This window comes from Alteromonas sp. 5NS40-0096, from assembly GCF_057544385.1.
This window is the reverse complement of the sequence record NZ_BAAJLQ010000001.1, coordinates 920667-945739: the sequence shown is the minus strand read 5'-3', so window position 1 is coordinate 945739 and position 25073 is coordinate 920667. Positions and strand designations below refer to the sequence as shown.

Genomic DNA, 25073 nt, shown 5'->3' with positions numbered 1-25073 from the left:
GCGATTAGCATGAGATCAAGTAAGAAAACAAGAACAACGCTGTGCTCTCTTTCGATATACAACTTTCGTCTCTTCTGCTGCAGTCATTCAAGTTTGGTATTGCCACCATGGGCATGGCCATTCTCCCCAAACAGTCGCGATTTTTTGGCGTACACATTTTTTTGTTATTGGTGGTACTTTCCTCCATTTTTAACATCATTGAGAATACCCAGCTACGTGATGTTGTCGCGTTGATCACACCCATTTTTGTGATTGGCTTTGCCCCCGCTTTTTATATTTGCGCCAAATTCTTGATCAACGGGCATCAAAACAAACGTATTCTCATACATTTTTTGCCTATGTTAATGGCGCTGCCCTTTGCGCATTTTGTGCAGGAAATCATCGCTATTGGCACGGTTATCCGTGCTGTCTATACGGTTCTCACTATCCTTATGATTTTGCGTGCAAATGAAAAACTGGCGTATTGGCGGTCGGACGTTGCCGATGTATCTCTGACCTGGTTTGCCTGGCTTGTAGGGCTATCTACCGTTATCAATGCTCTGGATCTACTGCGTTTGAACTATCAAATTGAACTGGGCATGCAACTCAACATGGGGTTGCACATTACTACGTCGATATGCTCTACGGTATTGCTGGCTGGTATGATTGTCGTGTTGAATCGCGAGAGCAACGCGCTAAACAGTATAAACGAACAACCCGAACCAGAATCGCCCACGAAACAGGACACAGAAAGTGATTTTCAAGCGATTTTCGACAATATAGATGGTGCGGTTAAAGACAATGAATGGTTTTGTCAGCCACGCCTTACCCTTGCCGATTTAGGGCAGAAAACTGGCTGGCAGACTCGTGATATTTCTAGAGCCATTAATATCGTACATGGTGATTCGTTTAATGATTACATTAACCAATTGCGGGTAGAAAAAGTGAAGTCGCTTCTCCAAACATCTAAGACTCGTTCATTACTTGACATTGGTTTAGCAGCGGGTTTTAGTTCTAAGGCGTCATTTAACACGGTATTCAAAAAACATATGAATGCGACACCGGGGCAGTATCGCAAATCCTTGAGTTCAGAATCATGATTTTGAACGTTTAAAATCATGATGTTACGCGATTATAAAGGCATTTGGAGCTGAAATAACACTCTCAACTACGGGAGTGTATATTGTGAATCTGTCTAGAATAATCGTCTTTTTATCACTATTGGTAGGGTTGCTTTTTGCCCATTGGGTGATAGCACGCGACCAGCCTAATCGTTTAGATAATGAACTTCGAAAAGCCCAATGGCAGCGAGACTTGTCTGATTTTCAACATGGCTTGGAATCTCGTCATATCGACTTGTACAACAAGGTTGATGTGGATACGTTTCAGGCAGCGCTTCAAGATATCCTCACCGCTCAACCGTTTCCCACTGACTGGCAGATAGCATTGCGTTTGATGCGATTAACGCGCAAGATTGGTGATGGCCATACCGCCATCTCAATTCGCGATTGGGATATTGAGCGTTACCCACTTAAATTTGAAAAGGTGAGTGGACAATGGCGTGTCACTGAGGTGTCGAAAGCCAACACAGAATTGCTGAGAGCAACACTGATCAGTATTGATGGCATAGCCGTCCAAAGCATAGAAGATGCGTTGTCTGATGTCGTTCAATTCGTTGAAAATCGCCATTCACAAGTCGTGCGAATTGGCACCTACATGCGAATCGCAGAGGTACTCCATGGCCTAGGGATTACCAATTTCAGAAACACCGCCCAATTTGAATTTCTAACTGAAACAGGCAAAGCTATTTCACTGCCTCTTCAGGCGCTATCTGAGTCTGATTTTGAACAACTCGATTCAATAAAAATAGAACGAACCTTTCCGCTAATTGCCAAGCCAAGACAGGCCGAATTTGATTTCTTGTGGTTCACCCAGATTGAGGGAACCACGACAACTTATATTCATTTTTCTGGCTATCCGTCTTACGAGGATATGACAAAGTTTGTCGAAGAACTCGTGGTATCTATGACTAAAAATCAAAGCTCAGATGTCATTATCGATATGCGTGAAAATGGTGGTGGCGATCTCTATGTAGGTTTGATTTTGGCTCACGGACTTAACCTAGTAGACGGTATTGACTGGCTACACGGCGTCAACGTACTGACTGGTGCCAATACTTTCTCTGCTGGGGCAAGCAATGCCGCACTGTTTCGAGAGTTGTTAAACGCTCGTATTGTAGGTATGCCAACAGGCTCTAACCCCACCGGTTATCAGGATATGGACGAATTTAGCTTGCACCATTCGAAACTTCGAGTGACGTATTCAAAACGCCTATTTCGCTTACAAGAAACGCCGACGGAAGGCGTGATCCCCGACGTACTAGTAATGCCGAAATGGAGCGATTATCAACAAGGTATAGACGCAGCAATTAATGAGATTTTGATGCAGTAGCGCGCCTTAAAATACGCTTAAATTCGCCAGTTTTCTGAGGTCAAAATATGTTTAAAAAGAGTATCGCTATCACCTTGGTTACCGCCCTTGTTGCGGTGGGGTATTTCTACAAAGACATTGATAAAACGTTAAATGTCGCGACAGGCTATGCCGCTAAACAGCTGTGTTCAGGCTATTACAACAGTGGCTATTCCTTTGAGCAGATAATGGCAGAAGTGCTATTACCCATTGATCCGGCTTTTGCCTATGTCAGTTATTCTCTTGACGAGCAAACACAGACGTTACATACCAGTGTTTTGGGACTTGCTGCGCGAGAAGCTAGGCATCGCGAGGGCATGGGCTGTACATTGTTGGGGCAGGGACAGTCTCAGTTGTTGGGAGAGATCAGATCGCACAGTGTTGTCCCAACAGACAAAGCTGCGCCTTGGCCGCGGGGCAACTTGCCTCCCGAGCGTCTAGAAGGGGTTAACTACGCAGGCCTCGACAGTGCAATAGCACAAGCTTTTTCAGAAAATCAGAGTTCGGGACTCAAACAAACCAAAGCGGTTGTTGTAATACACAAAGGTAAACTGATCGCAGAACAGTACGTGGCGCCTCTAGCGCAGAATGTGCCGAGTTTAAGCAACTCCATGGCCAAAAGCGTAACTACGCTATTGGTCGGCACGTTACAGATGCGAAGCCTTGTTGATATTCATGCACCTCTTACTTTTCCTGAATGGCAAAATGATGAACGACGTTCAATAACGCTAGACCACTTGATGAGAATGAGCAGTGGCTTGGCGTTTGATGAGTCTTATGGCTTAAACACCGACGTGACTGACATGTTGGCGAATAAAGCGAATACCGCTCGTTTTGCGCTGAACATGCCTTTGGCGCACCCTGTTGACACCCATTGGGCCTACTCTAGTGGCACGACAAATATCATTGCACAAGCGATGTTTGACGCCATCGGCGGCGATCTACAAAACAAATATGACTACCTGAATCAAGCATTATTGGGCCCAATGGGAGTGAGTAATGCGCTGATGGAGTTAGACGGCAGTAACACTTTTGTGGGGTCTTCCTATTTTTACGCCACCGCCAGAGATTGGGCAAAGTTTGGCCAATTGATGTTGCAAAATGGAGTGTGGGAAGGGCAGCGCTTATTACCACAAAACTGGGTGTCTTATAGCACCACGCCGACACCAACGGCGAAGAATCGAGAGTATGGCGCACAATTTTGGCTGAATTCCGCACCTGTAAACCAACAATGGTCTCCGCCGTGGCCCGATGTACCGAATGATGCTTACTTTATGAGTGGGTATCAGGGGCAATATGTTGTGGTTGTGCCATCAGAGGACTTAGTTGTGGTGAGGCTGGGCTTTACCCATCCGGGTACGAACAGCGGCATGAATGAACTCGTGTCGGGGATTATCGCGTCGTTGAAGAGACAGTGAAAAGGCGAAAATAGCCCAAAACTTGAAGCCGTTACGCAGCAGTGAAACGGCTTAGCCTATAACAATCAATCACCTGTACTCACCTATGACTTCAATTGAGCCAACAATATTGTTGTTAAGTTCTTCAAGGTCATCTGCTGGTATCCACCATTCTGTGTGGCTGCTTGCGCCCACACATTTGATAGGGTAGTTGTCCATAAACGATTTTTTAACTTCAAACTTGGTGACATAACCGGCACCAAAATCGCTAATATTCCATTGTGTTAAATCAATCGCATATTGTTCATTGGTAACGGGATAAAAGATTGGCTGTTCGGGCAAGCGGGGCGGCCAATATTTGAACCCACTTTCTGCGACTAAATCCAACTCCTTCTGACCTGTTGGCCGATAACAAGTTACAGTTTCCATTTTTGTTCTCACATTTTTGATAGTTCTTCGATGTCGATATTACAGGGCAGCTAACCTCTTATCAAAAGGGCAGCAATTATTAGTAGTACCTTTGCAGTCCTCTAGATTGACCAACGTCAATGAGAGTGCCTTGTTCACCAGAAATGGACCATGAGTCATAGAAATTTACGATCGAAGTCGAAATGACCCAGTTGGGCTGCAAAAGAGGGGAGACGTTGAATTCCACTAGGCGCTGCTCACAATACTGCAAAAGAGTACTGGCCAGGGGATGGCTATGTCAGTCTGTGTTGTGTGCTTTGCAATTATCGCTTAGCAATAATGGTTTTAGGCAGCTTTTTCATCATGATAGCGTTTGGCTCGATGTCTTGTGCAATTTTGTCAGCGTTGACTTTGTCACCATTGCACGTGCCATTGAAGCTAAGAAGCGCACCCACAGAAGCGGCGTTGCGTTTCACTTTTTTGACGTAAGCTTGATTGATCGAAGAGTTTGCGTTGCACTGCGCTCGGCTTTCAGCATTTTCAGAAGCAAAGCTGACAGGGCTGGAAACGATGGCTAAAAGTCCCATCGCTGGAATAACTTTTTTGGCTACTACTTTCAACACGGCTTTATTCTCTTCTTATTTAACATCGGCCATCTTGCGATGGCGTCAGTCAGTTTTGTTTGCCTATTCATTACACGACAAAAGCAGGAAGGTTGAAAGTAGGAGGGCTATACCTAGGTATTAAAAAATATACGGTATGGGAGGCATCTTATAAGTGGAGTACAAAGGAGAGCCGTTATTTGCTCGCCTTTGTACGTTTGGCTCGAATCTACCAAGCCGTTACGCCACCATCCACAGCGATGGTTTGGCCATTCATAAAGCTATTACCGGGTGATAGCATCAGTAGCATGGTATTCACTATCTCTTGAGGGCTTCCTAGGCGTTTCATCGGCGATCCCTGTGCTAATTGGGCTTGGGCTTCTGGCGTATTATAGCCATCCACATTTAGGATGTTGGTTGGGCTATAGAACGGACAAATGGCATTAACGCGTACATTTTTGCGCCCATATTCGATGGCAGCAGTGCGAGTAACGCCACTAACAGCGTGCTTTGCCGCAGCATAGGCGCCGCCTTTTGGCGCACCACCGAGGCCTGCCAGAGAACTGACATTTAAAATATGGCCTTGTCCTTGTTTCAACATCACTGGTAATTGGTACTTCATGCCAAACATAACGCCTTTGACGTTAACTCCCATTTGCAAATCAATAATGTCTTCAGTCATTTCATGTATTGGCGCGGGTTGGTGGGCGATTCCGGCATTGTTTATCGCAATTGTCAAGCTTCCGTATGTCGACATGGCTGCTTCAACCAACTGTTGAGATACGCTCTCTTGTGCAATGTTTCCTGCAACAGATGTCACCTTGATACCCGCCGCTTTGAGTTCGTTTTCAATTGCTGTCAGTCCGTCTTGGTTGATATCTGAGATGACGAGATTACAGCCTCTGTTGCCTAGGCCATGAGCGAGGAGTTTACCAAATCCACTGGCGGCACCGGTGATAATGGCCGTTTCTTTTGAAAAGTCGAGTAATGCGTCCATGTTTGTCCTTAATTTTTGTTGATAAAGGTGATGAGGTGCTGTGCGAGTTCTTCGCCTTTGTCTTCTTGCAGAAAGTGACCGGCATTTTCTATCACAACGTGTTCTTGACCTTCACAGCCTGGAATGAGGGATTGCATGAGCTTGTCACCACCAGCGGTGACAGGATCACTGTCACTGAATGCCGTCATAAATGGCTTTTCGAATTGACGAAGTTTCGACCAGGCAGCTCGGTTGTTTTCTGTCTGCGGATCAGAAGGTGTCGCGGGCACTAATAGCGGAAACACTCTTGCCCCGGCTTTGTATTTTTCTTCGGGAAAAGGCGCGTTATAGGCGGCTAGCGTCTCTGCATCTAGTTCACTTGTTGTTGCTCCTTTCACAATACCCGAGGGCGGGAAAATCTCTACCTCTTGGGAAAATCGGCGCCAATTTAAAAACGCGTCAGAAGGGGGATGCTCTCCCGTAGGGAGGCCAGTATTGGCCGCCATAACATGGCTGAAACGTTGTGGCATATCGGCGACCAACCTCAGCCCTAATATGCCTCCCCAATCTTGGCAGAATAGGGCGACCGATTCAGGCGCAACTTGCTTAAACCAATCGCCAAGCCAGATAAGATGGCGGGCATAGGTATAGTCCTCTTGTGCCACAGGTTTATCGGAACGGCCAAAGCCAATTAAATCGGGTGCTAACACACGAAAGCCCGCCGATACCAAAGGCGGTATCATCTTACGGTATAGATAACTCCATGTTGGCTCACCATGAAGCAGTAAAATGGTTGTCCCATTTACATCACCCTCATCAATATAGGCCATTCTCAATGAACGACTCATAGTATCCGTGACATCGACATACTTAGGTGTGTACGGGAAATCTTTGATATCTGAAAAAGCGGATTCAGGTGTTCTGAGGCTATCCATTGGTTGCTCCGTCATCAGTGTTTTTGTTGTTAACATTTTGTTTACTTTCTACAACAAAAACAGAGGGTCAAAAGTTTGTCAAATTAAGCCACGCGCGGTTTGGATAAGAATTTGTCGTTGTTTCAATAAGGTAAACGACTCCCGAGTATTATTGATATTTTTAATAAATTAATATAACACCAATAAACTTGGATGATTGGTGGTCGTAACCTAACATCGCTAAGTAACAGAAGATCAAGCATGAAATAGGAATGAGTATGGCTGAGCAGGTTTCTGATGTTGTAAGTTATGACGTGCAGCAAGGTATGGCTGTGATAACCATGAGCAATGCGCCAGTAAATGCATTGTCTCAAGCGGTTCGCGTAGGGTTAATTGCAGGGATGGACAAAGCGTTGCAAGACGACAACGTACACGCGGTTGTTATTACGTCTTCTCTGGCACTATTTTCAGGCGGTGCGGATATCTCTGAGTTCTCATCTGGCAATATGTCGCCAATGCTTCCCGATGTACTCGAAAAAATTGAACAGTCTTCTAAGCCGGTTTTCGCTGTGTTGCCTGGGCCAGCGTTTGGTGGCGGCTTAGAGGTGGCTTTATCTTGTCACCACAGGATTACCTTTGCGGGTAACAAAGTCGGTTTGCCGGAAGTTAACTTGGGAATCCTGCCAGGAGCGGGCGGTACGCAAAGGTTGCCACGCTTAGCTGATGTCACTACAGCCGTGACAATGATATCTTCAGGTAAGCCCACCGGTGTTGAAAAGCTACCGGGTGTATTTGATTTGGTATTGCCTTCTGCTGACGGCGCACAAGAACAAATTGCTGCATATGTCGCAAAAACATTGAGTTCAGCTCAGCCAATCAAGCGTACGTGTGATGTTGATTTGGCACTGACAGACGAAGTACAAGCCGTGTTGGCTGGGGCAAAAGCACAGGTGGCGAAGGCGGCGAGAGGCTTCTTTGCGCCGGCTAAATGTATTGACGCTGTTGAAGCTGCCTATACCTTGTCATTCAATGACGGTCTCAAGCGCGAAGGCGAGCTGTTTATGGAGTGTATGGGAACACCACAAGCCCGTGCGCAACAACATTTCTTCTTCGCAGAGCGCGCAGCGGGGCATGTAGCTGACTATAACAAAGACACTCCAGTACGAGATATCAAAAAGGTTGCTGTCATTGGCGCGGGTACCATGGGTGGTGGTATTGCAATGAACTTCGCTAATGCTGGTATTCCTGTTGTGATGTTAGAGCTAAAAGCCGAAGCTCTTGAAAAGGGCTTGGGTATTATTCGTAAAAATTACGAAAATACGGCCAAAAAAGGGCGGTTGACCGCCGAGCAAGTTGAACAGCGCATGGCCTTGTTAACAGGCACAACGCAATATGAAGATTTAGCCGATGTGGATTTGGTTATCGAAGCCGTTTTCGAAAAAATGTCGGTCAAAAAAGAAGTGTTCAGCGCACTGGATAAAGTGTGTAAGCCAGGCGCTATTCTCGCTTCAAATACCTCAACGCTAGATATTGATGAGATAGCAACAGCGACTTCTCGTCCGTCTGACGTGATCGGATTACACTTCTTCTCCCCAGCCAATGTGATGAAACTGTTGGAAGTTGTCAAAACAAAAGACACCGCACCTGACGTCATAAAAACTTGCATGAAAATGGCTAAATCCATTCGCAAGGTGGCAGTGCTTGTTGGGGTGTGCTTCGGCTTCGTCGGTAATCGAATGATTGAGACGTATGGACGGGAGTCAAACCGTCTAATCCTAGAAGGGGTATCTCCCGAGCGAATCGATAAACTGATTTACGACTTCGGCATGCCAATGGGGCCTTTCACCATGGGCGATATGGCAGGGCTAGACATCGGCTATTACGTGAGAGAGTCGCGTCGTGAGTTCATTGAGCACGATCCAAGTTATTGCGTCGTGGCAAACCGCTTAGTAGAACAAGGGCGTGTCGGTCTAAAAGTGGGCAAAGGCGCTTACTTATACGAAGCGGGCAGCCGAAAGCCAATTCCAGATCCTGAAGTGATGGAAATCGCTCGCCAAGAAGCCGAACGCCTCGGTATTGAGCAACGAGAAGTATCAGATGAAGAAATCATCGTTAGATGTATCTACCCGCTGATCAATGAAGGTGCTGAGATTCTAGCAGAAGGTGTCGCGGCTAAAAGTAGCGATATCGACGTAATCTATGTTTATGGTTATGGCTTCCCGGTTTATCGCGGTGGCCCTATGCAATACGCTGATGAAATCGGTGTAAAGAACATTCACGATAAACTTTGCTACTACCGCGATCTATTAGGGGACTACGGCAAAATGTGGCTGAATCCATCACCTCTATTAACCGAAATCGCCCAGAACAATGGCAAATTTTCGACTTATAAAAAAGGAGCTTAACGATGAAAGATGCAGTAATTGTTAGTACCGCAAGAACACCAATTGGCCGTGCTTACAAGGGCGCGTTAAACGATTTGTCAGCCCCTTCTCTTGGTGGGCATGCCATCAGCCACGCTGTTGCAAGAGCCGGCATAGAAGCTGATGCTGTTGATGATGTGATTATGGGTTGTGCATTAACTCAAGGCAGTGGCGGCATGAATATTGGCCGTTTAGCAGGGCTGGCAGGAGGCCTACCGGTTTCTGTTGCGGGTATGACGCTAGACCGTCAATGTAGCTCTGGTATGTATGCCATTGCCACCGCTGCAAACACCATTGCAACGGGCCAAGCGAACATTATGGTTGCGGGCGGGTTGGACTCAATCTCGCTGGTACAAAACAAAAACATGAATATGTACCGCGCAGTGGATAAAGCCTTAGTCGCTAAGCATAAAGACATTTACATGCCGATGCTGCAAACCGCCGAAGTGGTTGCGAGCCGTTACAAGATAAGCCGTGAAGTGCAAGACGAATACGGCTATCAGAGCCAAATGAGAACGGCCCAAGCACAAGCTGAGGGTCGTTTCGACGACGAGATTGTCGCCATTACTGCTGACAAAGTGGTTTTCGACAAAGCCACTGGTGAGACGAGTTCACAAACCGTTACTTTGTCAAAAGACGAAGGTAACCGCCCAGAAACAACACTTGAGGGCCTGCAATCGTTGAACCCTGTGATCGAGGGTGGCTGTATTACTGCTGGGAATGCGAGTCAGTTATCGGATGGTGCATCAGCTAGCGTATTAATGGAAGGTAGTCTAGCGGCGTCGTCTGGTGCAACACCACTCGGGTTGTTCAGAGGGATTGCTGTCGCGGGTTGTGAGCCTGACGAAATGGGGATTGGGCCAATTTACGCGATTCCAAAACTACTGAAGCAACACGGGTTAACCATGGACGATATCGGTTTGTGGGAACTAAATGAAGCCTTTGCCGTACAAGTCTTGTATTGCCGAGATAAGTTGGGCATCCCCGATGAGTTGCTCAACGTCAACGGTGGTGCAATTAGCATTGGTCATCCTTACGGTATGAGTGGTGCGAGAATGGTTGGTCATTCACTAATTGAAGGAAAACGCCGTGGTGCCAAGTACGTTGTGTGCACCATGTGTATTGGCGGCGGAATGGGCGCTGCTGGTTTATTTGAAGTTTTATAAAGATATTGAGGCATCAACATGCAAAATTACAAAGCACCGTTGCGCGACGCGCAATTTGTTACAAGTGAATTACTGGGTTTTGATGAGCACTACCAAAACTTGGGTTTTGACGAAGTCACACCTGATCTTGTTTCTGCTATTTACAGTGAAGCTGGCAAATTTGCCGAAAACATCTTAGCGCCGATCAATGCGTCAGGCGATGAAGAGGGTTGTAAATGGGAAGATGGTGTTGTCACTACCCCTGCTGGTTTCAAAGAGGCGTATCATCAATACGTTGAAGGTGGCTGGCCATCGATGGCGCACCCTGAAGAGTTTGGTGGGCAAGCCTTGCCATATTCTCTAGCAACGGTAATGGCTGAATGGTTCTCTGGTGCAAACCACTCATGGGCTATGTATCCAGGCCTTAGCCAAGGTTGTATGGAAACCATCAAGTCGCACGGTACTGCTGAGCAGAAAGAAACCTATTTGCACAAGCTTATTGAGGGCAGCTGGACAGGTACTATGTGCTTGACTGAACCGCATTGTGGTTCAGACCTTGGCATGCTTAAGTGTAAAGCTGAGCCACAAGACGATGGCACTTATCAATTGTCGGGGACGAAAATTTTCATCTCGGCAGGTGAACACGATATGTCGGAAAATATTGTTCATATCGTGTTAGCCCGCTTGCCAGGCGCGCCCGAGGGCACCAAAGGTATTTCGCTATTTATCGTTCCTAAGTTCCTAGTCAACAGTGACGGCGAAGCTGGCGATCGCAACGGCGTAACGTGTGGTTCTATCGAACACAAGATGGGTATCAAAGCCAGTGCAACTTGTGTGATGAATTTCGACGGCGCGACAGGTTACCTAATCGGTGAGCCGAACCGTGGATTGAATTGCATGTTCACCTTTATGAACGTTGCTCGCATTGGTACAGGCGTTGAGGGCTTGTCTGCTTCAGAAGCCGCTTTCCAAGGGGCGTTAGGCTATGCAACTGAGCGATTGCAGTTCCGTTCGCTAACAGGCCGTAAGAACCAAGAAGGGCCTGCGGATCCAATTATCGTGCATCCTGATGTGCGTAGAATGTTGTTAACTCAAAAAGCATTCGCTGAGGGCAACCGCGCGTTGGCTACCTACTGCATGCAATTGGTAGACGTGACACTTTACGGTAAAGATGCTGAAACTAAGCAAGTAGCAGACGCCAAATTGGCATTTTTGACGCCAATTGTAAAAGCCTTTTTGACAGAAACTGCACAAGAAACCACGAGCTATGGCATGCAAGTATACGGCGGTCATGGTTACATCAAAGAGTGGGGCATGGAACAGCTAGCTCGTGATACTCGTATTTGTACGATGTACGAAGGTACGACTGGTATCCAAGCTATTGACTTGCTAGCGCGTAAAGTATTGGGCTCTAACGGAGAATTGTTGAAAACATTTGTTCAAGAAGTCCGTGAGTATTGCGCAAGTGTTCGTTCTCAGTCGCAGTTCAATGCATGGACAAATGCACTTGAATCTCACTTAGACGAGTGGGGGCAGTTAACCATGGATATCGGTAAAGCCGCAGCGTCAAATCCAGATGAACTGGGCGCAGCTTCGGTCGATTACTTGATGTATTCTGGTTATGTGACTGTGGGTTACTTCTGGTTGAAGATGGCCGTAACGGCACAGCAAAAACTGGATGAGGGATCAGATGAAAAAGATTTCTATCAAGCTAAATTGCTGACTGCAGGTTTCTACTTCGACCGCTTGCTGACGCGAACTCGCTCTCTTGTTTCGGCAATTGGCTCAGGTGCTGATAACTTGATGTCTATGACTGAAGATATGTTTAGAGCGTAAATACACGTTAGTCAAAAAAAGGCGAAACTGAGTTTCGCCTTTTTTGTTTTTCAATTGTAATTGGGGAAGCACAGTGCAAGAGCGCAGTATTGATGTTCAGGGTAAATCGATATTTTTTGTAGAGCAGGGCGAGTATTCGCAAGGGGAACCGACGATTGTCATGCTTCACGGTTTTCCTGAAAGCCATATGACGTGGCAAGACTGTTTGGACTATCTCGATGATAACTTGCATGTAGTGGTGCCAGATTTGCCCGGATATGGCCAGTCAGCACCGCTCGCAGAAGCAACAGACTATAAAATTGAGAAGCTCATCGGCAGAATAGCGGCGTTTCTCTCTCAAGTTTCGCCGAACAAAGCGGTGGTGTTAGTCGCCCATGATTGGGGAGGGGCCATCGCTTGGCCACTTGCGGCTTTTTATCCTCATTTGGTTGAAAAACTCGTTATTGTTAATGCGGTTCACCCTTCCACGTTTACCAGAGAAATGATTGAGAACCCCAAACAAAGGGAAAAGTCGGCGTATATACACACCCTAATAGGGCGTGATGCAGAACATCTACTGGTTGATAACGACTGCCACTATTTAGTGGAGACTGTGTCGAAATGCATTGTACCTGTGCCAGATTCGCTATTGCAGGCCTATAAGGCAAATTGGACAACTTCGACTACCTTATCGGCGATGCTCGAATATTACCGTCAAATGCCGCAACTGTTTCCACAATCTTCGTTGCATCGCGATGATGAAGAAACAAGAGCAGAGTTAGCGAAAATCAAAATTCCCAATATACGAATTGAAATGCCAACGCTTGTGCTCTGGGGACTGAATGATGAAGCATTTGAACCTGGTGTTGTTGATGGAATAGAAGAGTACGTGAAAGATGTAGAACTAATCGTTGAGCCCAATGCAACGCATTGGTTGCCCCGTGAGTTTCCGCAATGGGTATCTCAGCAAATTGAGCGCTGGCTAGACAGCGAATAGATTACCATTCTCGAAATGGAGTGGCATAAACAAGTGCGGCTCCCGAAGGAGCCGCGAGCAGGGAATCCCTGCCACCATGTTGAAATCAGACATGGCTTACATGAAACGGGATTAGATGCGACCCGCTAGTTCTTGCGCGATAGGGCTTGCAGCGTGGCCGTTAGCTTCAATCCAAGACTGAAGTGTTTGACCGTCTTGCTCCGCAAGCGCCAAGTCAGCTTTACGCATTTTTTTAACCAATAGTGTACCTACATCAACTGAATCATTTTTGATTGCTGTGCGAATTAGGCTGTCACCATTACAAGAAATACCGGTGTAGTAGTTGTGAAGCTTCATGTTGAAGTCGTTTTGTACGCGGCGCAGTTTTTTGCGTAGTTCACCTTTATCGTTTGCTTCAACGATAGTACAGATATTAGCAAGAGCCTCTTCAACGCTGGCTTGAGCAGGCATTGCGAAAGCAGAAGAAGCGATAGCGATAGCAAGTGTAGTCTTAACAATTTTCAACATGGTTAAATCCTTACGAGTCATTAAATTTAATAAAAAAGTGTGTGCTAGAGAGGCGTTTTTTGATGCCCCCCTGAATCTGGCGCGCATTAAATAGCAAAACCGTATTGAAGAAAATACGTACACTTATACAAGGGTATGGGAAATGATACTTTTTTGTTGAGGAATAAGAAAAGGCGGCTTAACGCCGCCTTTAATGCAGAGTTTCCTCTGCGACCATGTTGACTGGCTCACCATGGTTAGGGTGAATTCTGTTTTACATTCTATCAGCGAGTACTGCCGCTAGAGGAGAACCTTCAAGTCCTTGCTCTGCAACCCAAGCTTGTAGCGTTTTGCCATCTTGCTCAGGTTCAGCTAGCGCCGTTTTTGGCATTTTTTTAACTAAAAGTGTACCTGCTTCGACAGCGTTGTTTAGCATTGCTGTTCTGATTAAACTGTTGCCACTACATGAAATTCCAGAATAGTAGTCTTTTAGCTTCATGCTGTAATCAGACTGGACGCGTTTCATCTTTTTACGCAACTCACCTTTGTCGTCTGCCTGAACGATTGTACAAATATTAGCAAGCGCTTCGTTAACGTCAGCGTGGGCTGTTTGAGTGAAAGCCAAAGACGCCGTGGCGATTACTAGCGAAGTTTTAACGATTTTCAACATGGTTAAGTCCTCGGTTAGATGTTGTGTTCGTGTTGTTGAGTTCATTAAACCCCAGACATGCAGAACGGGAAATCCCGTCACTAATACACAGGTATTCTGAATAATACGTAAAGGTTGTTAGCGTATGTTACAAATCGTTCGATTTTTAATCTGTTGATATTGTTGGAAAAATAAACAGGTTGTAAAGATTAAGTAGATAATCGATTGAATATCTATTCAATAAAAATGCATGGCAAAACTGACCAAAGCCTTATCGGTCTTGCGCTAAAGGCAATTCGATGTAGTGTAGAGTGCTACATATTGCGAAATTTTTGTGCGAGGAAATCCACGAGGGTTCTCACTCGTTTTGACAAGTGTTTACGATGCGGATAGATGGCATAAACACCATATTCAATGGCTTCCATTTTTTCAAAAAGCGGGATCACCGTGCCATCAATGACGTGTTTAGACATAACATAATAGGGGCACATACTGATTCCCAACCCCGAAGCGACCATCTTGATCATAGAGGCAGGGGAATTGGCTTGGAAATTACCGTGGACTTCGACACTAAAAGGTTTGCCATTGTCGATAAATGGCCAATGACGTCCAAATCTCGCATTGCCATCGATAAGACAGTTGTGTTGCGTTAAATCGTTTGGATGCTCGGGCACACCGTGTTTAGCGAGATATTCGGGTGATGCACACACGGTCATACGCATTTTGGTTAATCGTTTGGCGATCATTGATGAGTCGGTGAGTTGCCCGATGCGAATGGATAAATCAAATCCTTCCTCAACCAGTGATACTCGTCGATTTGTTAAATTGAGTTCAACCTCGATATCGGGGTAAAGGCCCTGAAATTCTGCTAATTGCGGTACTAAATGATATTCACCGAATGCTGTGGGCGCGGTGATTCTAATCTTCCCCGTGGGAGCGAGATGAATATCTTTAACTGAGGACTCGACTTCTTCAAACAATGATAGTACGTCTTGGCAGCGCTCATAATAGGCTTTGCCTGTCTGATTTAATGTAACTTTTCTAGTCGTACGGTCAAAAAGTTGCACATTCAAGTCATCCTCTAATGCTTTCACATATTTGCTCACCGTTTGCACGGCGATGCCTGTTTCTGCTGCAGCCTTGGTGAAGCTGTTTAGCCTCGCCACCGTAGAAAACACCTTCATCATTTCTATCTTGTCCATGACCTGTTTCTCACTATTTCGACATTATCCATGATATGTGGATTATTATTCCATAATCAATCTATTTATCTTTGTTTCGCATGAGACTAAATTTTGTTCATTGATTCTGAAATGTTGTTTATACCGATGAGGAAATGAAAATGAAACTTTATGATCTAGAACTATCCGGACACGCTCACCGTGCAAGACTGTTTGCCAGTTTACTGGGATTAGATGTGCAGCTTGTACCTGTTGACTTACTCAATGGCGCACATAAAACAGAGGCATATTTGGCAAAAAATCCTTTTGGTCAGGTTCCCGTTTTAGAAGATGGCGATGTGTTGGTAACCGACTCAAACGCGATTTTAGTGTATTTAGCCAAAGCGTACGACACGTCCGGTACTTGGTTGCCACAAGATGCAAATGGTCAAGCGCAGGTTCAAGTGTGGCTATCTAAGGCCGCCAATGAGCTGGCACACAGCATGGCCGCTGCGCGACTTGTCACAGTGTTCGGCTCATCTCATGACCATGCCGTTGTACTGTCTAAATCGACCGATTTACTCAATATCATGCAGGGGCATTTGGCCAACAACACTTGGTTTGTTGGCGATAACCCAACGATTGCTGATGTGGCTTTATATTCTTACACGGCCCATGCACCTGAAGGTGGAGTGGATTTACGAGATTTCCCCAACGTTATCGCTTGGCTTGAACGAGTAGAGTCGCTACCTGGCTTCGTCGCCATGCCCCAAACCCAAACTGAGGCCAAAAAAGCCTTGGGTTAACTATTAGGTGGCGTGATCTCGCGCCACTTTCGTTTTAACTCATTCAACGATGTCGAGGTTAATATGATTCGCTCACTACTATCGCTCATAAGTCAGTTTAAGACTAAGCATGGGATAAGTGCCAAATCCAGTGCATTCATTCATTTAGAATGTGGGACGACACAATCATTTGATATTGGATTTTGGCCTGTCGAGTTACACGGCATATTGGATGAGCAAGTGCGTCATTGCCGTAAGTGCACTGCAAAAGCATAAGTGGAGACCAAGACGATGAAGAAAATTGCAGACGTTTTTCACGAGGGCGAGCTAGCACTTCAACGCCAAGCCGGTGTTGCAGAGCATGTGGCGTCTTATGCACCACATATGATTCGAGATTTTATGCCTGACCAGCATCGCGAGTTCTTTGAGTCTTTGCCTTTGTTGTTCTTGGGGCATGCGGACCAAGAGGGCCAGTTGTGGGCGTCGGTGCTAGCAGGTCCAGTCGGCTTCGTTCAGTCGCCGTCTTCACGTGAATTACAGATTCAAACTACACCGCTTGATGGTGACCCTTTACAGCTGGCGTTGGCGCAGTTTAATAACACTGAACACGCACTGGATGTCGGCATTCTCGGGTTACAGTTGGAAACCCGCAGGCGAAACCGCATGAACGGCAAAATTCGCAGTGTCAGCCAATCCGCTTTTTCTGTTGAGGTGGGCCAGTCATTTGGCAATTGCCCTCAATATATTCAAACCCGCACCTTGCTGCCGAAAGCGACATCGAAACAGAGTGGTAGCGTAAATAAGTTCACGCAATTAAGTGATGATTTGCGCGGGTTTATCGCCCGCGCCGATACATTCTTTGTTGCCAGTAGTGTTGCACCTACTGCTGACAATACTCGGCCTGCTAATGGCGTCGATGTCTCTCATCGAGGCGGCAAACCCGGTTTTGTTCATATTGATGGCACACAACGTTTATTGATTCCTGATTATATGGGAAACAATATGTTTAATACGCTTGGCAATATTTCAGTGAACCCTAAAGTGGGTTTACTGTTTGTCGATTTTGACAGCGGTGATATTCACCAATTGAGCGGCAAAGCAAAAGTACATTTTGATGACAAGCCATCGGATTTTGAAGGGGCTGAGAGATACTGGGAGTTCGTTTTAGAGCAAGGACAAACGATTACAGAGGCTTTACCTTTCGAATTTAACTTTGAGTCGTACTCTCCCAATACCCTAATGACGGGCACCTGGGATGAGGCAAAAGCTCGGCAACAAAAGGGTTTGAAGCGCAATGAATGGCAACCGGTAACAGTTTCGAAAAAAGTCGCGGAAAGCCGCGGTATTACCTCTTTCTATTTCGATGTTGCGGGGCAACTCCCTCAGTTTAAAGCGGGTCAGTTTATAAAAGTGAAACTCGAGGTAAACGGCAAAGTAGTAACGCGTCATTACAGTGTATCTAGTAGCCCGAAAGACGAATTCTTTAGAATCAGTGTTAAACGCGATGGAGAGGTGTCATCTTGGCTTCACGATAACGTCCACGTCGGAGATTCCCTGCGTATTCAGTGGCCACAAGGACAGTTTGTACTGGAGTCGATAGCACAACCGATCGTGCTCTTGTCAGCGGGTGTTGGGGTTACACCTATGATTTCAATGTTTAGAGAAATCTTGAAAGAGGCACTGCGTACGAGAACCAAAGCCGACGTTTACATGTTCAATACCTTTAGGCACGCCAGTGACATAGCATTTAAAGCTGAAATTGAAGAGGCGATAGAGGAAAACCAAGGTTACTCCAATGCCAAAGTACATTGGATGCTTACGCAACCTGAAGCTGATGCGGTAATCGGTCGCGATTATTCTGGGACAGGGCGCTTGAGCGCTGAAGTATTGCAAAGCGTACTGCCGATTGGACGCTATCAGTTCTTTTTATGTGGACCGAGTGAGTTTATGCAGGAAACCTACAATCTACTGATGGCTTTGGGTGTACAAGATGACGATATCAAGGCAGAAGCATTTGGACCGGGTTCGTTAAAAAGGCAAAAAGCGACTGGACCAGTAGAAACTGCGCCTGAGCCCGCTGCAGAATCCGCAATTATCCAGTTCAATCGAAGTCACGTTGAGCAAAGCTGGCAGAAAGACGACGGTACCTTGTTGGAGTTTGCCGAATCCCACGGCATACAACCGGAATTTGGCTGTAGGGGAGGCAGTTGTGGCTCATGCAAAGTAAAGGTGACAAAGGGAGAAGTTGTACACAACAACGCTGAATTCCCTTTAGAGAGCGATGAAGCCTTGCTGTGTTGTGCGATGCCAAAATCAGTTGCTGGAGAAATCCCGATTATTCAAATTGATGCGTAGGGCGAGCAATAAAAAAGGCGGCTCAAAGAGCCGCCTCAATGCAGAGTTCCCTCTGCGACCATGTTGAATCTGTCACCATGGTAGGTTGATCTTCCCTCCAACCGTTTGCTTACATACGGTCAGCTAGAACTGCTGCTACAGCGTTGCTTTCCAAGCCTTGCTCAGAAACCCATGCCGTTAGTGTTTTGCCATCTTGCTCTGGCTGAGACAGTGCAGACTTAGGCATTTTCTTTACAAGTAGTGTGCCTGTTTCAACAGCGTTGTTGAGCATTGCCGTGCGGATAAGGCTGTTTCCGCCGCAAGAAATACCAGAGTAGTAATCTTTAAGCTTCAAGCGATAGTCAGACTGAACACGCTTCATTTTTTTACGTAGTTCACCTTTGTCATCCGCTTGGACAATAGTACAAATGTTTGCTAGTGCTTCGTTTACATCAGCCTGCGCTGCAGAAGTGAAACCCAAAGAAGCAGTAGCGATAATTAGAGACGTTTTTACAATTTTCAACATGGTATTTTCCTCAAATGCTTTGTGAGAAGTTTTTCAAATGGTCGAGTGCTATTTAAGAGGAAATTGCCTGAGTGAAAAATAATCAGGCCAATACTATGGTATTTTTTTGTATACGTGTCTAGTGCGTTCAGTTTTGATTGTTTTTCATTCATCGTATTGAAAGTATTGCGAAAATTTTGTCAATTTTGATGTCTGTTCTTTGACAGTGCTGTACGTGAAATAACCTGATTTTTTGTACAAAAAGTATTTTGTTTTTCAATTTTGGAGGCGATTAATTGAGGAATAGACAATACGATTCATTGCGGTATTGGGATATTTCGCAAGATTTTTCAAAAAATTCGCAATGATAGACAATCAACTTTTCGACTATCGAGCCAAAATGTACCCTCAAAACAGCAGCAATGAGAAAAACCATGAATCGAAAAGTAGCGTTGGTAACGGGATCGAATCAAGGAATCGGTTTGGCGACAGTGGCTTTGTTATTAGCCCAAAATGTAGACGTCATTTTAACGTCGAGAAACATTAGTAAAGGTAATACCGCAGCGTCGACTTTACCGGCGTCAAAACATTTACATGTTCATCAGTTGGATGTAAACGACGCTAGCAGTGTTAAACATCTCTATGGGTATGTTGAGGCCACTTTCGGAAAACTCGACATTCTTGTAAACAATGCCGGTGTCAATTATGACACGTGGCAACGTGTCACTAATGCTAACATTGATGAGGTTCAAGATACCTTTTCTACCAACGTTTTTGGTGCCTGGAGAATGGCAAAAGTCTTTCTACCTTTACTCAAAAAAAGCGGTAGTGGCAGTATTGTTAATGTGTCGAGTGGCGGCGGCGCACTCAGTGCACAAAATGGCGGTACGCCGGGTTACAGTTTGTCTAAACTTGCGATGAACGGGCTGACGATGCAACTTGCATCATCGTTACGAGAAGACAAGATAGCAGTGAATAGTGTATGTCCTGGTTGGGTGCGAACACAAATGGGAGGAATGGGTGCCGATCGTAGCCCAACCGAAGGAGCAGATACTGTAGTTTGGGCGGCTTTAAATGAAGAAGGCGGCTCATTGAGCCGCCTAATTGCAGAGTTCCCTCTGCGACCATGTTGAATCGTCACCATGGTAGGTAGAACGTCCCTCGTCTTTCCTTTTACATTCTGTCGGCTAGGACAGAAGCGATAGGGTTTGAATCTAAACCTTGTTCAGACACCCAAGCGGTCAATGTTTTGCCGTCTTTTTCCGGCTCTGAAAGTGCAGATTTTGGCATTTTCTTAACAAGCAATGTGCCGGTTTCTACTGCATTATTTAACATGGCGGTACGAATTAGGCTTTGGCCTCCGCAAGTGATACCTGAATAGTAGTCTTTCAGCTTCATGCGGTAATCTGATTGAACACGCTTCATTTTTTTACGTAGTTCGCCTTTGTCGTCTGCTTTTACGATTGTGCATATGTTTGCCAACGCTTCGTTGATATCTGCTTGCGCAGTTGTGCTAAAGCCCAAAGAAGCGGTCGCGATAATGAGTGAAGTTTTTACAATTTTCAACATGGTAAATTCCTCTATTGCTTTGTCAGAAGTTTTCGTATGGTCGAGTTAGATTTAAGTAGAAAATGTCTGTTCGAAAAATAACCATGCAAATACGGGCGTATAGAAAACAATACGTAATGACGATAGGGATTTGGTGAATTTATATATATTTCAAAAGCTTGAATGAGTATCTGTTGTTTTTGTTAGGCTGAAAAATGTACAGTTATCGGTGAGATAATTGCCATTGTCGTAGCAATGGCTAGGATCCAATACGCCTTAACAAGCAACGCTTGCGGTAAATTGAGTGCAATAAAGTGAAGGAACGTTTGGTGGTTTTGAACGTTTTTACGTATGAGGCGCATCAGGCTAATGGCGAAAAAACACGTAAAGATAGAAACAATCGCTAAATAAACAATGCCGACTTTTGGGTCGGACAACATTAATGCCAGTAACAGCGAGAGAGCTGTGCACAATAGCCAACCTATACAAAATGGTAAACCTCCTCGTGTACACAAGCGCAATACTTTAACTGTTGTCGTCAGTTCAATGGTCGTTAGCCGTTGGGAAAGGCGTCGACATTGGCGCAATAGTGCGGTAGCGAGAACTTGCCCAATTAAATAAAGACAAATTAATGAAAGCAGGTAGACGGTAGTGTTTGAAATTTGCCATTGTTCGATTTTGATGAGACCTGCCAGCGCAATTGGCGCGAAGAAGTAAAGTCGACATAGCAATAAAAACTGTCTTTCTTTAAATGGTAATTTGCCGCTAAAGGCATAATGCAGCCATCGTTTTTCATCGTCACTAAACATCACAGTCGCAGCGAGGTGATTCAATACCGATATTGCGAGTAAGCAGCTAATGCCGACGGCAAAACCGATAGACAAAGGTGCAGAGGAATAGACTAGGTAGCCAGGTAGAGGGGCGACTAACAAAATCAGTGGGGTAACTAAGAAACCCAAACCCACGAGTAAACGATAAAGTGCTACTTTTTCGCTTTTAAAGCGGGCGAACTTCCGCCTAAATAGTGTTTGAAAAATCGACACGGATGCTTTACTCGAGAAAAGCCGATTCAAAGATAGCGCGTTTGCTATCGGTCAGAGCATGATCAACAACGATCATCATTTTGTTATGACCAAGAATTTGCGTCCAAAAATAGTCTGTACTGTCGCTATCCAATCCATTGAAAGGCTCGTCTAGTAGCAATAGATCATGGTTTGTGCAAAAAGCCAATAGAAGCTGAATCTTTTTCTTATTGCCCGTTGATAGATTTCCGTAGGCAATATGGCAGTAGTCTCGAAACTGCACATCATCAATGCCACGATTGAGTTTATCTAAGTCTAATGTCTTGTGCTTACACAGTAGGGCAATGACCTCGGACGGGGTAAATACATCGGGTATGGCAACAGAATCGCTAGCAATCGCAACGGTAGGAGAGTGGGAAGACCGAAAATGGATAGTGCCACTTGAGGGCTGTTCCAAACCAGCGATAAGGCGAAGCAGCGTAGATTTGCCAATGCCATTTTTGCCCTCTAACAATGTTTTGGGCGCGTTAAAAGAGAGGTTCGCATTGAGTTTTACCTCATTGTCGTAACAGTGTTTGACTTGCTCAATAACGATGGAATCTATCACGGCAGTCCATTAACGAGTGATCTTGATCATCGGATAAGTCTACCTGACTTTTGGATACGAACAATGGGAAAAAGTGAGGGGCTAAAAAAGGGAAGGCGGCTCAATGAGCCGCCTCGATGCAGAGTTCCCTCTGCGACCATGTTGAATCTGTCACCATGGTAGGTTGTTTGTCCCTGTGTCAGCTATTACATGCGCTCTGCAAGTACTGCTGCTACTGGATTGCCGTCTAGGCCTTGCTCAGATACCCAAGCGGTAAGTGTTTTGCCGTCCTGCTCTGGCTTAGCAAGCTCAGATTTAGGCATTTTTTTAACCAGCAATGTGCCTGTTTCTACTGATTCGTTTAGCATTGCTGTGCGAATGAGCGAGTTGCCACCACAGCTAATGCCTGAGTAATAATCTTTCAGCTTCAATCGGTAGTCAGCTTGTACGCGCTTCATTTTCTTACGTAGTTCGCCTTTGTCGTCAGCCTGAACGATAGTACAAATGTTCGCTAATGCTTCGTTAACGTTAGCTTGCGCTGCAGAAGTGAAACCCAAAGAAGCCGTAGCGATGATTAGAGATGTTTTTACAATTTTCAACATGGTCAATTCCTCAAAATTCGTGGAGTTGTTTATCAAATGGTCGAGTGCTATTTAAAACGAATTTGTGTGTGTGAAAAATAATCAGGTTGATACATGGGTATTTCAAATAATACGTAAACGTGTTGTTGGCATAACCGAAGAGAAGGTGGCCTGATTCATCGTGTTAATTTGCCTATAAACGTTTGCGGTGGCACATTGGGTATTCGCATTAGATAGAATAACGAGTGGCTTTAGAGGCCGCTTCATTGGAAAGCGTTGAGGAGTGCTAATGACTGCGAACTATACCATGTACGGTGCGCCTATTTCTTTATACACGGGCAAGTTACGGAGTTATTTGATTCAAAAATCAATACCTTATGACGAGGTTTTTTCGTCGTTAAAAGTCTATAAACAAACCATCATACCGAAAACTGGTGTTCGATTTATTCCAGTATTGCGCTCCCCTGATGGCGAGTATATGCAAGACACGGCGGCGATAATAGAGCGTTTAGAACAGAGGTTTAAAACTACTCCAGCGCTACCAACCACACCAAAGCAGGGGCTGGTATCTTTGCTATTTGAAATGTGGGCCGATGAATGGTTACTGATCCCGGCAATGCACTATCGCTGGAACAAGGCAAACTTCCCGTATATTTACGAAGAGTTTGGCAAAGTGGTATTGCCTTGGGCACCCGCGTGGATCAGGCGAATTATTGGCAAAAAAATAGGGAGTAAATTTAAAGGGTTTGTTCCTATTCTCGGCATTAACGACAACACTATTCCTGCAATTGAGGACTGGTTCGAGAACCACGTGCTGGCGCAACTGGACATACACTTTCAAACCCATGACTACCTATTAGGTGGGGCGCCAACCCTTGGAGATTATGGTTTAGTCGGCCCCTTGTATGCGCACCTCTATATGGACCCTGCACCCAAAGCGATTCTACAAGCTAAAGCACCAAATGTGGTTAAGTGGCTGGAACGAATGCAACAGCCCTTCATCAATAACGACACTATCTTAGCTAACGATGACATCCCATCGACGATTATCCCTTTACTACAAGACATCTTCATTAATTTTTGGCCAGTGGTCGAAAGTACAGATAGAGAACTGGCGAGATGGACAGAGCAAAACAATCAACCTGAAAACCTGCCTCGTACTATTGGAGACCACACGTTTACGCTAAATGGTGTGACGAGCAAGCGTGCAATTTTGACATTCCATCAATGGAAGGCACAGCGGGTGTTAGACTACTACGCGAATCTGGATCAGGAAAGCAAAGTGATAGTGGACAGCATGTTAGATACTGTTGGGGGTCTATCTGCAATGCAAAGAAAGCCTGTTTGTCGAGTGAGCCGTAAGAATAACAAGTTGGTGTTTGAATAGGCACATTAGGTATTACTATGAAATCTTCGATTGTCCTAATAGTGATTTGGGCGATAGCATTTGGCTTAACCTCTGCTATATCCGGACAAGATGGCCGGATACTGGGGTTGCCTATTACGGTGGCAGTGTGCTTTTTTGTTTTTGCAATTCAATGGCTTGCTTTTATTCCTGCCTATCTCAAGCAGACAGAGCGTTACTATGATTTAACAGGAAGTTTGAGCTTCATTTCTGCTTGTGCGGTGCTTGTTATTTCATCTGAGGCGTTGTCAGTGTTTCAGTTGATGCTCGCTGGTATCGTCTGTATTTGGGCGATGAGGTTGGGAAGTTTTTTGTTTTATCGGATATGCCAAGATGGTGTTGATTCTCGATTCAACGACATTAAACCCAACCCGCTGCGCTTTTTTATTACTTGGAACATGCAAGGATTGTGGGTGGTCGTGACCCTTGCACCTGTATTTGTTGTTTTATCCAGTTCTGTAATGCCAACGATTAATTTCACTTTTTATGCTGGCACTACGCTAGCGATATTAGGTATTGTCATCGAGAGTATTGCCGATTGGCAAAAACGCCAATTCAAACGCTCTGATTCTTCGCTCCCTTTTATCACAACCGGGCTTTGGGCACATTCAAGACACCCCAACTATTTTGGTGAAATAGTGGTGTGGTTAGGTGTGGCGCTGGCGAGCTTTTCTTGGTTACACGGTCTGGCCTATATTGCGTTGGTCTCGCCCTTATTTGTCACATTGTTGCTCACAAAAGTTAGCGGTGTCCCCTTGTTAGAAAACAAAGCAGATGCGCGTTGGGGGTCATTAAGCGCGTATCAAGATTACAAAAGAAAAACACCCGTACTCGTGCCATTCATGCGAAAATAGTAACAGTTGCCGATAAACAAGGATGTATCTAAA

At 45.4% G+C, this 25073-nt stretch carries 24 protein-coding genes; 12 read left to right on the top strand and 12 right to left on the bottom strand.

All coding sequences use genetic code 11. From position 1 onward, the window contains the following. The first annotated feature begins 41 nt into the window (after positions 1-41). The 3 genes from AC27G9_RS04360 (at position 42) to AC27G9_RS04350 (ending at position 3866) form a co-directional block, all read left to right on the top strand. Positions 42-1079, top strand: a complete 1038-nt coding sequence (locus tag AC27G9_RS04360; protein ID WP_487071399.1) for a helix-turn-helix domain-containing protein — start codon at positions 42-44, stop codon at positions 1077-1079. A gap of 85 nt (positions 1080-1164) precedes the next feature. Continuing rightward, positions 1165-2430 carry a S41 family peptidase gene (locus AC27G9_RS04355; RefSeq protein WP_487071397.1) on the top strand — a complete coding sequence of 422 codons (1266 nt, stop codon included), beginning with the start codon at positions 1165-1167 and terminating at the stop codon, positions 2428-2430. 47 nt (positions 2431-2477) lie between these two features. Continuing rightward, complete coding sequence (locus AC27G9_RS04350; RefSeq protein ID WP_487071395.1) at positions 2478-3866, top strand: serine hydrolase domain-containing protein; 1389 nt, start codon at positions 2478-2480, stop codon at positions 3864-3866. 69 nt (positions 3867-3935) lie between these two features. On the opposite strand, the gene AC27G9_RS04345 is transcribed toward AC27G9_RS04350, so the two are convergent. The 4 genes from AC27G9_RS04345 to AC27G9_RS04330 form a co-directional block, all read right to left on the bottom strand. Next, on the bottom strand, positions 3936-4274 hold the full coding sequence (locus AC27G9_RS04345) for a hypothetical protein (RefSeq protein ID WP_487071393.1): 339 nt from the start codon (positions 4272-4274) through the stop codon (positions 3936-3938). Positions 4275-4576: 302 nt separating this feature from the next. After that, a complete protein-coding gene (locus AC27G9_RS04340) occupies positions 4577-4876 on the bottom strand; it encodes a hypothetical protein (protein ID WP_487071391.1) in 300 nt (99 codons plus the stop codon). A gap of 208 nt (positions 4877-5084) precedes the next feature. Beyond that, positions 5085-5852, bottom strand: coding sequence for an SDR family NAD(P)-dependent oxidoreductase (locus tag AC27G9_RS04335; RefSeq protein ID WP_487071389.1), 768 nt, complete (start codon positions 5850-5852; stop codon positions 5085-5087). Positions 5853-5860: 8 nt separating this feature from the next. After that, entirely contained in the window at positions 5861-6766 is a 906-nt protein-coding gene (locus AC27G9_RS04330; protein ID WP_487072053.1) for a haloalkane dehalogenase, read from the bottom strand. Positions 6767-7023: 257 nt separating this feature from the next. Between AC27G9_RS04330 and AC27G9_RS04325 the strand changes: the two genes are divergently transcribed. The 4 genes from AC27G9_RS04325 to AC27G9_RS04310 all read left to right on the top strand — a co-directional run bounded on the left by AC27G9_RS04325 (position 7024) and on the right by AC27G9_RS04310 (position 13125). After that, entirely contained in the window at positions 7024-9150 is a 2127-nt protein-coding gene (locus AC27G9_RS04325; protein ID WP_487071387.1) for a 3-hydroxyacyl-CoA dehydrogenase NAD-binding domain-containing protein, read from the top strand. A 2-nt stretch (positions 9151-9152) separates the two neighbouring features. Then, complete coding sequence (locus AC27G9_RS04320) at positions 9153-10334, top strand: acetyl-CoA C-acyltransferase (RefSeq protein ID WP_487071385.1); 1182 nt, start codon at positions 9153-9155, stop codon at positions 10332-10334. Between the two features lie 18 nt (positions 10335-10352). Beyond that, a complete protein-coding gene (locus AC27G9_RS04315; RefSeq protein WP_487071383.1) occupies positions 10353-12149 on the top strand; it encodes an acyl-CoA dehydrogenase C-terminal domain-containing protein in 1797 nt (598 codons plus the stop codon). A 73-nt stretch (positions 12150-12222) separates the two neighbouring features. Beyond that, positions 12223-13125: an alpha/beta fold hydrolase gene (locus AC27G9_RS04310; protein WP_487071381.1), complete on the top strand. Its 903-nt coding sequence runs from the start codon at positions 12223-12225 to the stop codon at positions 13123-13125. Positions 13126-13236: 111 nt separating this feature from the next. Here AC27G9_RS04310 and AC27G9_RS04305 read toward each other — a convergent pair whose 3' ends face one another. The 3 genes from AC27G9_RS04305 to AC27G9_RS04295 all read right to left on the bottom strand — a co-directional run bounded on the left by AC27G9_RS04305 (position 13237) and on the right by AC27G9_RS04295 (position 15462). Next, positions 13237-13632, bottom strand: a complete 396-nt coding sequence (locus tag AC27G9_RS04305; RefSeq protein WP_487071379.1) for a DUF3718 domain-containing protein — start codon at positions 13630-13632, stop codon at positions 13237-13239. A gap of 253 nt (positions 13633-13885) precedes the next feature. Continuing rightward, positions 13886-14281, bottom strand: a complete 396-nt coding sequence (locus AC27G9_RS04300; protein WP_487071377.1) for a DUF3718 domain-containing protein — start codon at positions 14279-14281, stop codon at positions 13886-13888. 293 nt (positions 14282-14574) lie between these two features. Then, the gene (locus AC27G9_RS04295; RefSeq protein ID WP_487071375.1) at positions 14575-15462 is read right to left on the bottom strand and encodes a LysR family transcriptional regulator; all 888 of its coding nucleotides are present in this window, start codon (positions 15460-15462) and stop codon (positions 14575-14577) included. Positions 15463-15602: 140 nt separating this feature from the next. On the opposite strand from AC27G9_RS04295, the gene AC27G9_RS04290 reads away from it, so the two are divergent. Beyond that, positions 15603-16226, top strand: coding sequence for a glutathione S-transferase family protein (locus AC27G9_RS04290; protein ID WP_487071373.1), 624 nt, complete (start codon positions 15603-15605; stop codon positions 16224-16226). A 270-nt stretch (positions 16227-16496) separates the two neighbouring features. Next, positions 16497-18560: a 2Fe-2S iron-sulfur cluster-binding protein gene (locus tag AC27G9_RS04285; RefSeq protein ID WP_487071371.1), complete on the top strand. Its 2064-nt coding sequence runs from the start codon at positions 16497-16499 to the stop codon at positions 18558-18560. A gap of 109 nt (positions 18561-18669) precedes the next feature. Here the strand turns inward: AC27G9_RS04285 and AC27G9_RS04280 are convergent, their stop codons facing one another. Further along, on the bottom strand, positions 18670-19065 hold the full coding sequence (locus tag AC27G9_RS04280) for a DUF3718 domain-containing protein (RefSeq protein ID WP_487071369.1): 396 nt from the start codon (positions 19063-19065) through the stop codon (positions 18670-18672). 413 nt (positions 19066-19478) lie between these two features. On the opposite strand from AC27G9_RS04280, the gene AC27G9_RS04275 reads away from it, so the two are divergent. Then, the gene (locus AC27G9_RS04275) at positions 19479-20177 is read left to right on the top strand and encodes an SDR family NAD(P)-dependent oxidoreductase (RefSeq protein ID WP_487071367.1); all 699 of its coding nucleotides are present in this window, start codon (positions 19479-19481) and stop codon (positions 20175-20177) included. Between the two features lie 40 nt (positions 20178-20217). Here AC27G9_RS04275 and AC27G9_RS04270 read toward each other — a convergent pair whose 3' ends face one another. From AC27G9_RS04270 to AC27G9_RS04255, 4 genes are all read right to left on the bottom strand, one after another. Then, a complete protein-coding gene (locus tag AC27G9_RS04270) occupies positions 20218-20613 on the bottom strand; it encodes a DUF3718 domain-containing protein (protein WP_487071365.1) in 396 nt (131 codons plus the stop codon). Positions 20614-20795: 182 nt separating this feature from the next. Next, on the bottom strand, positions 20796-21635 hold the full coding sequence (locus AC27G9_RS04265) for a hypothetical protein (protein WP_487071363.1): 840 nt from the start codon (positions 21633-21635) through the stop codon (positions 20796-20798). Positions 21636-21642: 7 nt separating this feature from the next. Continuing rightward, positions 21643-22221 carry an ABC transporter ATP-binding protein gene (locus AC27G9_RS04260; protein WP_487071361.1) on the bottom strand — a complete coding sequence of 193 codons (579 nt, stop codon included), beginning with the start codon at positions 22219-22221 and terminating at the stop codon, positions 21643-21645. 185 nt (positions 22222-22406) lie between these two features. After that, complete coding sequence (locus tag AC27G9_RS04255; RefSeq protein WP_487071359.1) at positions 22407-22802, bottom strand: DUF3718 domain-containing protein; 396 nt, start codon at positions 22800-22802, stop codon at positions 22407-22409. 268 nt (positions 22803-23070) lie between these two features. On the opposite strand from AC27G9_RS04255, the gene AC27G9_RS04250 reads away from it, so the two are divergent. Further along, a complete protein-coding gene (locus tag AC27G9_RS04250; RefSeq protein ID WP_487071357.1) occupies positions 23071-24168 on the top strand; it encodes a glutathione S-transferase family protein in 1098 nt (365 codons plus the stop codon). Positions 24169-24185: 17 nt separating this feature from the next. After that, positions 24186-25040 (top strand): DUF1295 domain-containing protein, encoded by an 855-nt coding sequence (locus AC27G9_RS04245; RefSeq protein WP_487071355.1) that lies wholly within the window; start codon positions 24186-24188, stop codon positions 25038-25040. Positions 25041-25073 lie beyond the last annotated feature (33 nt).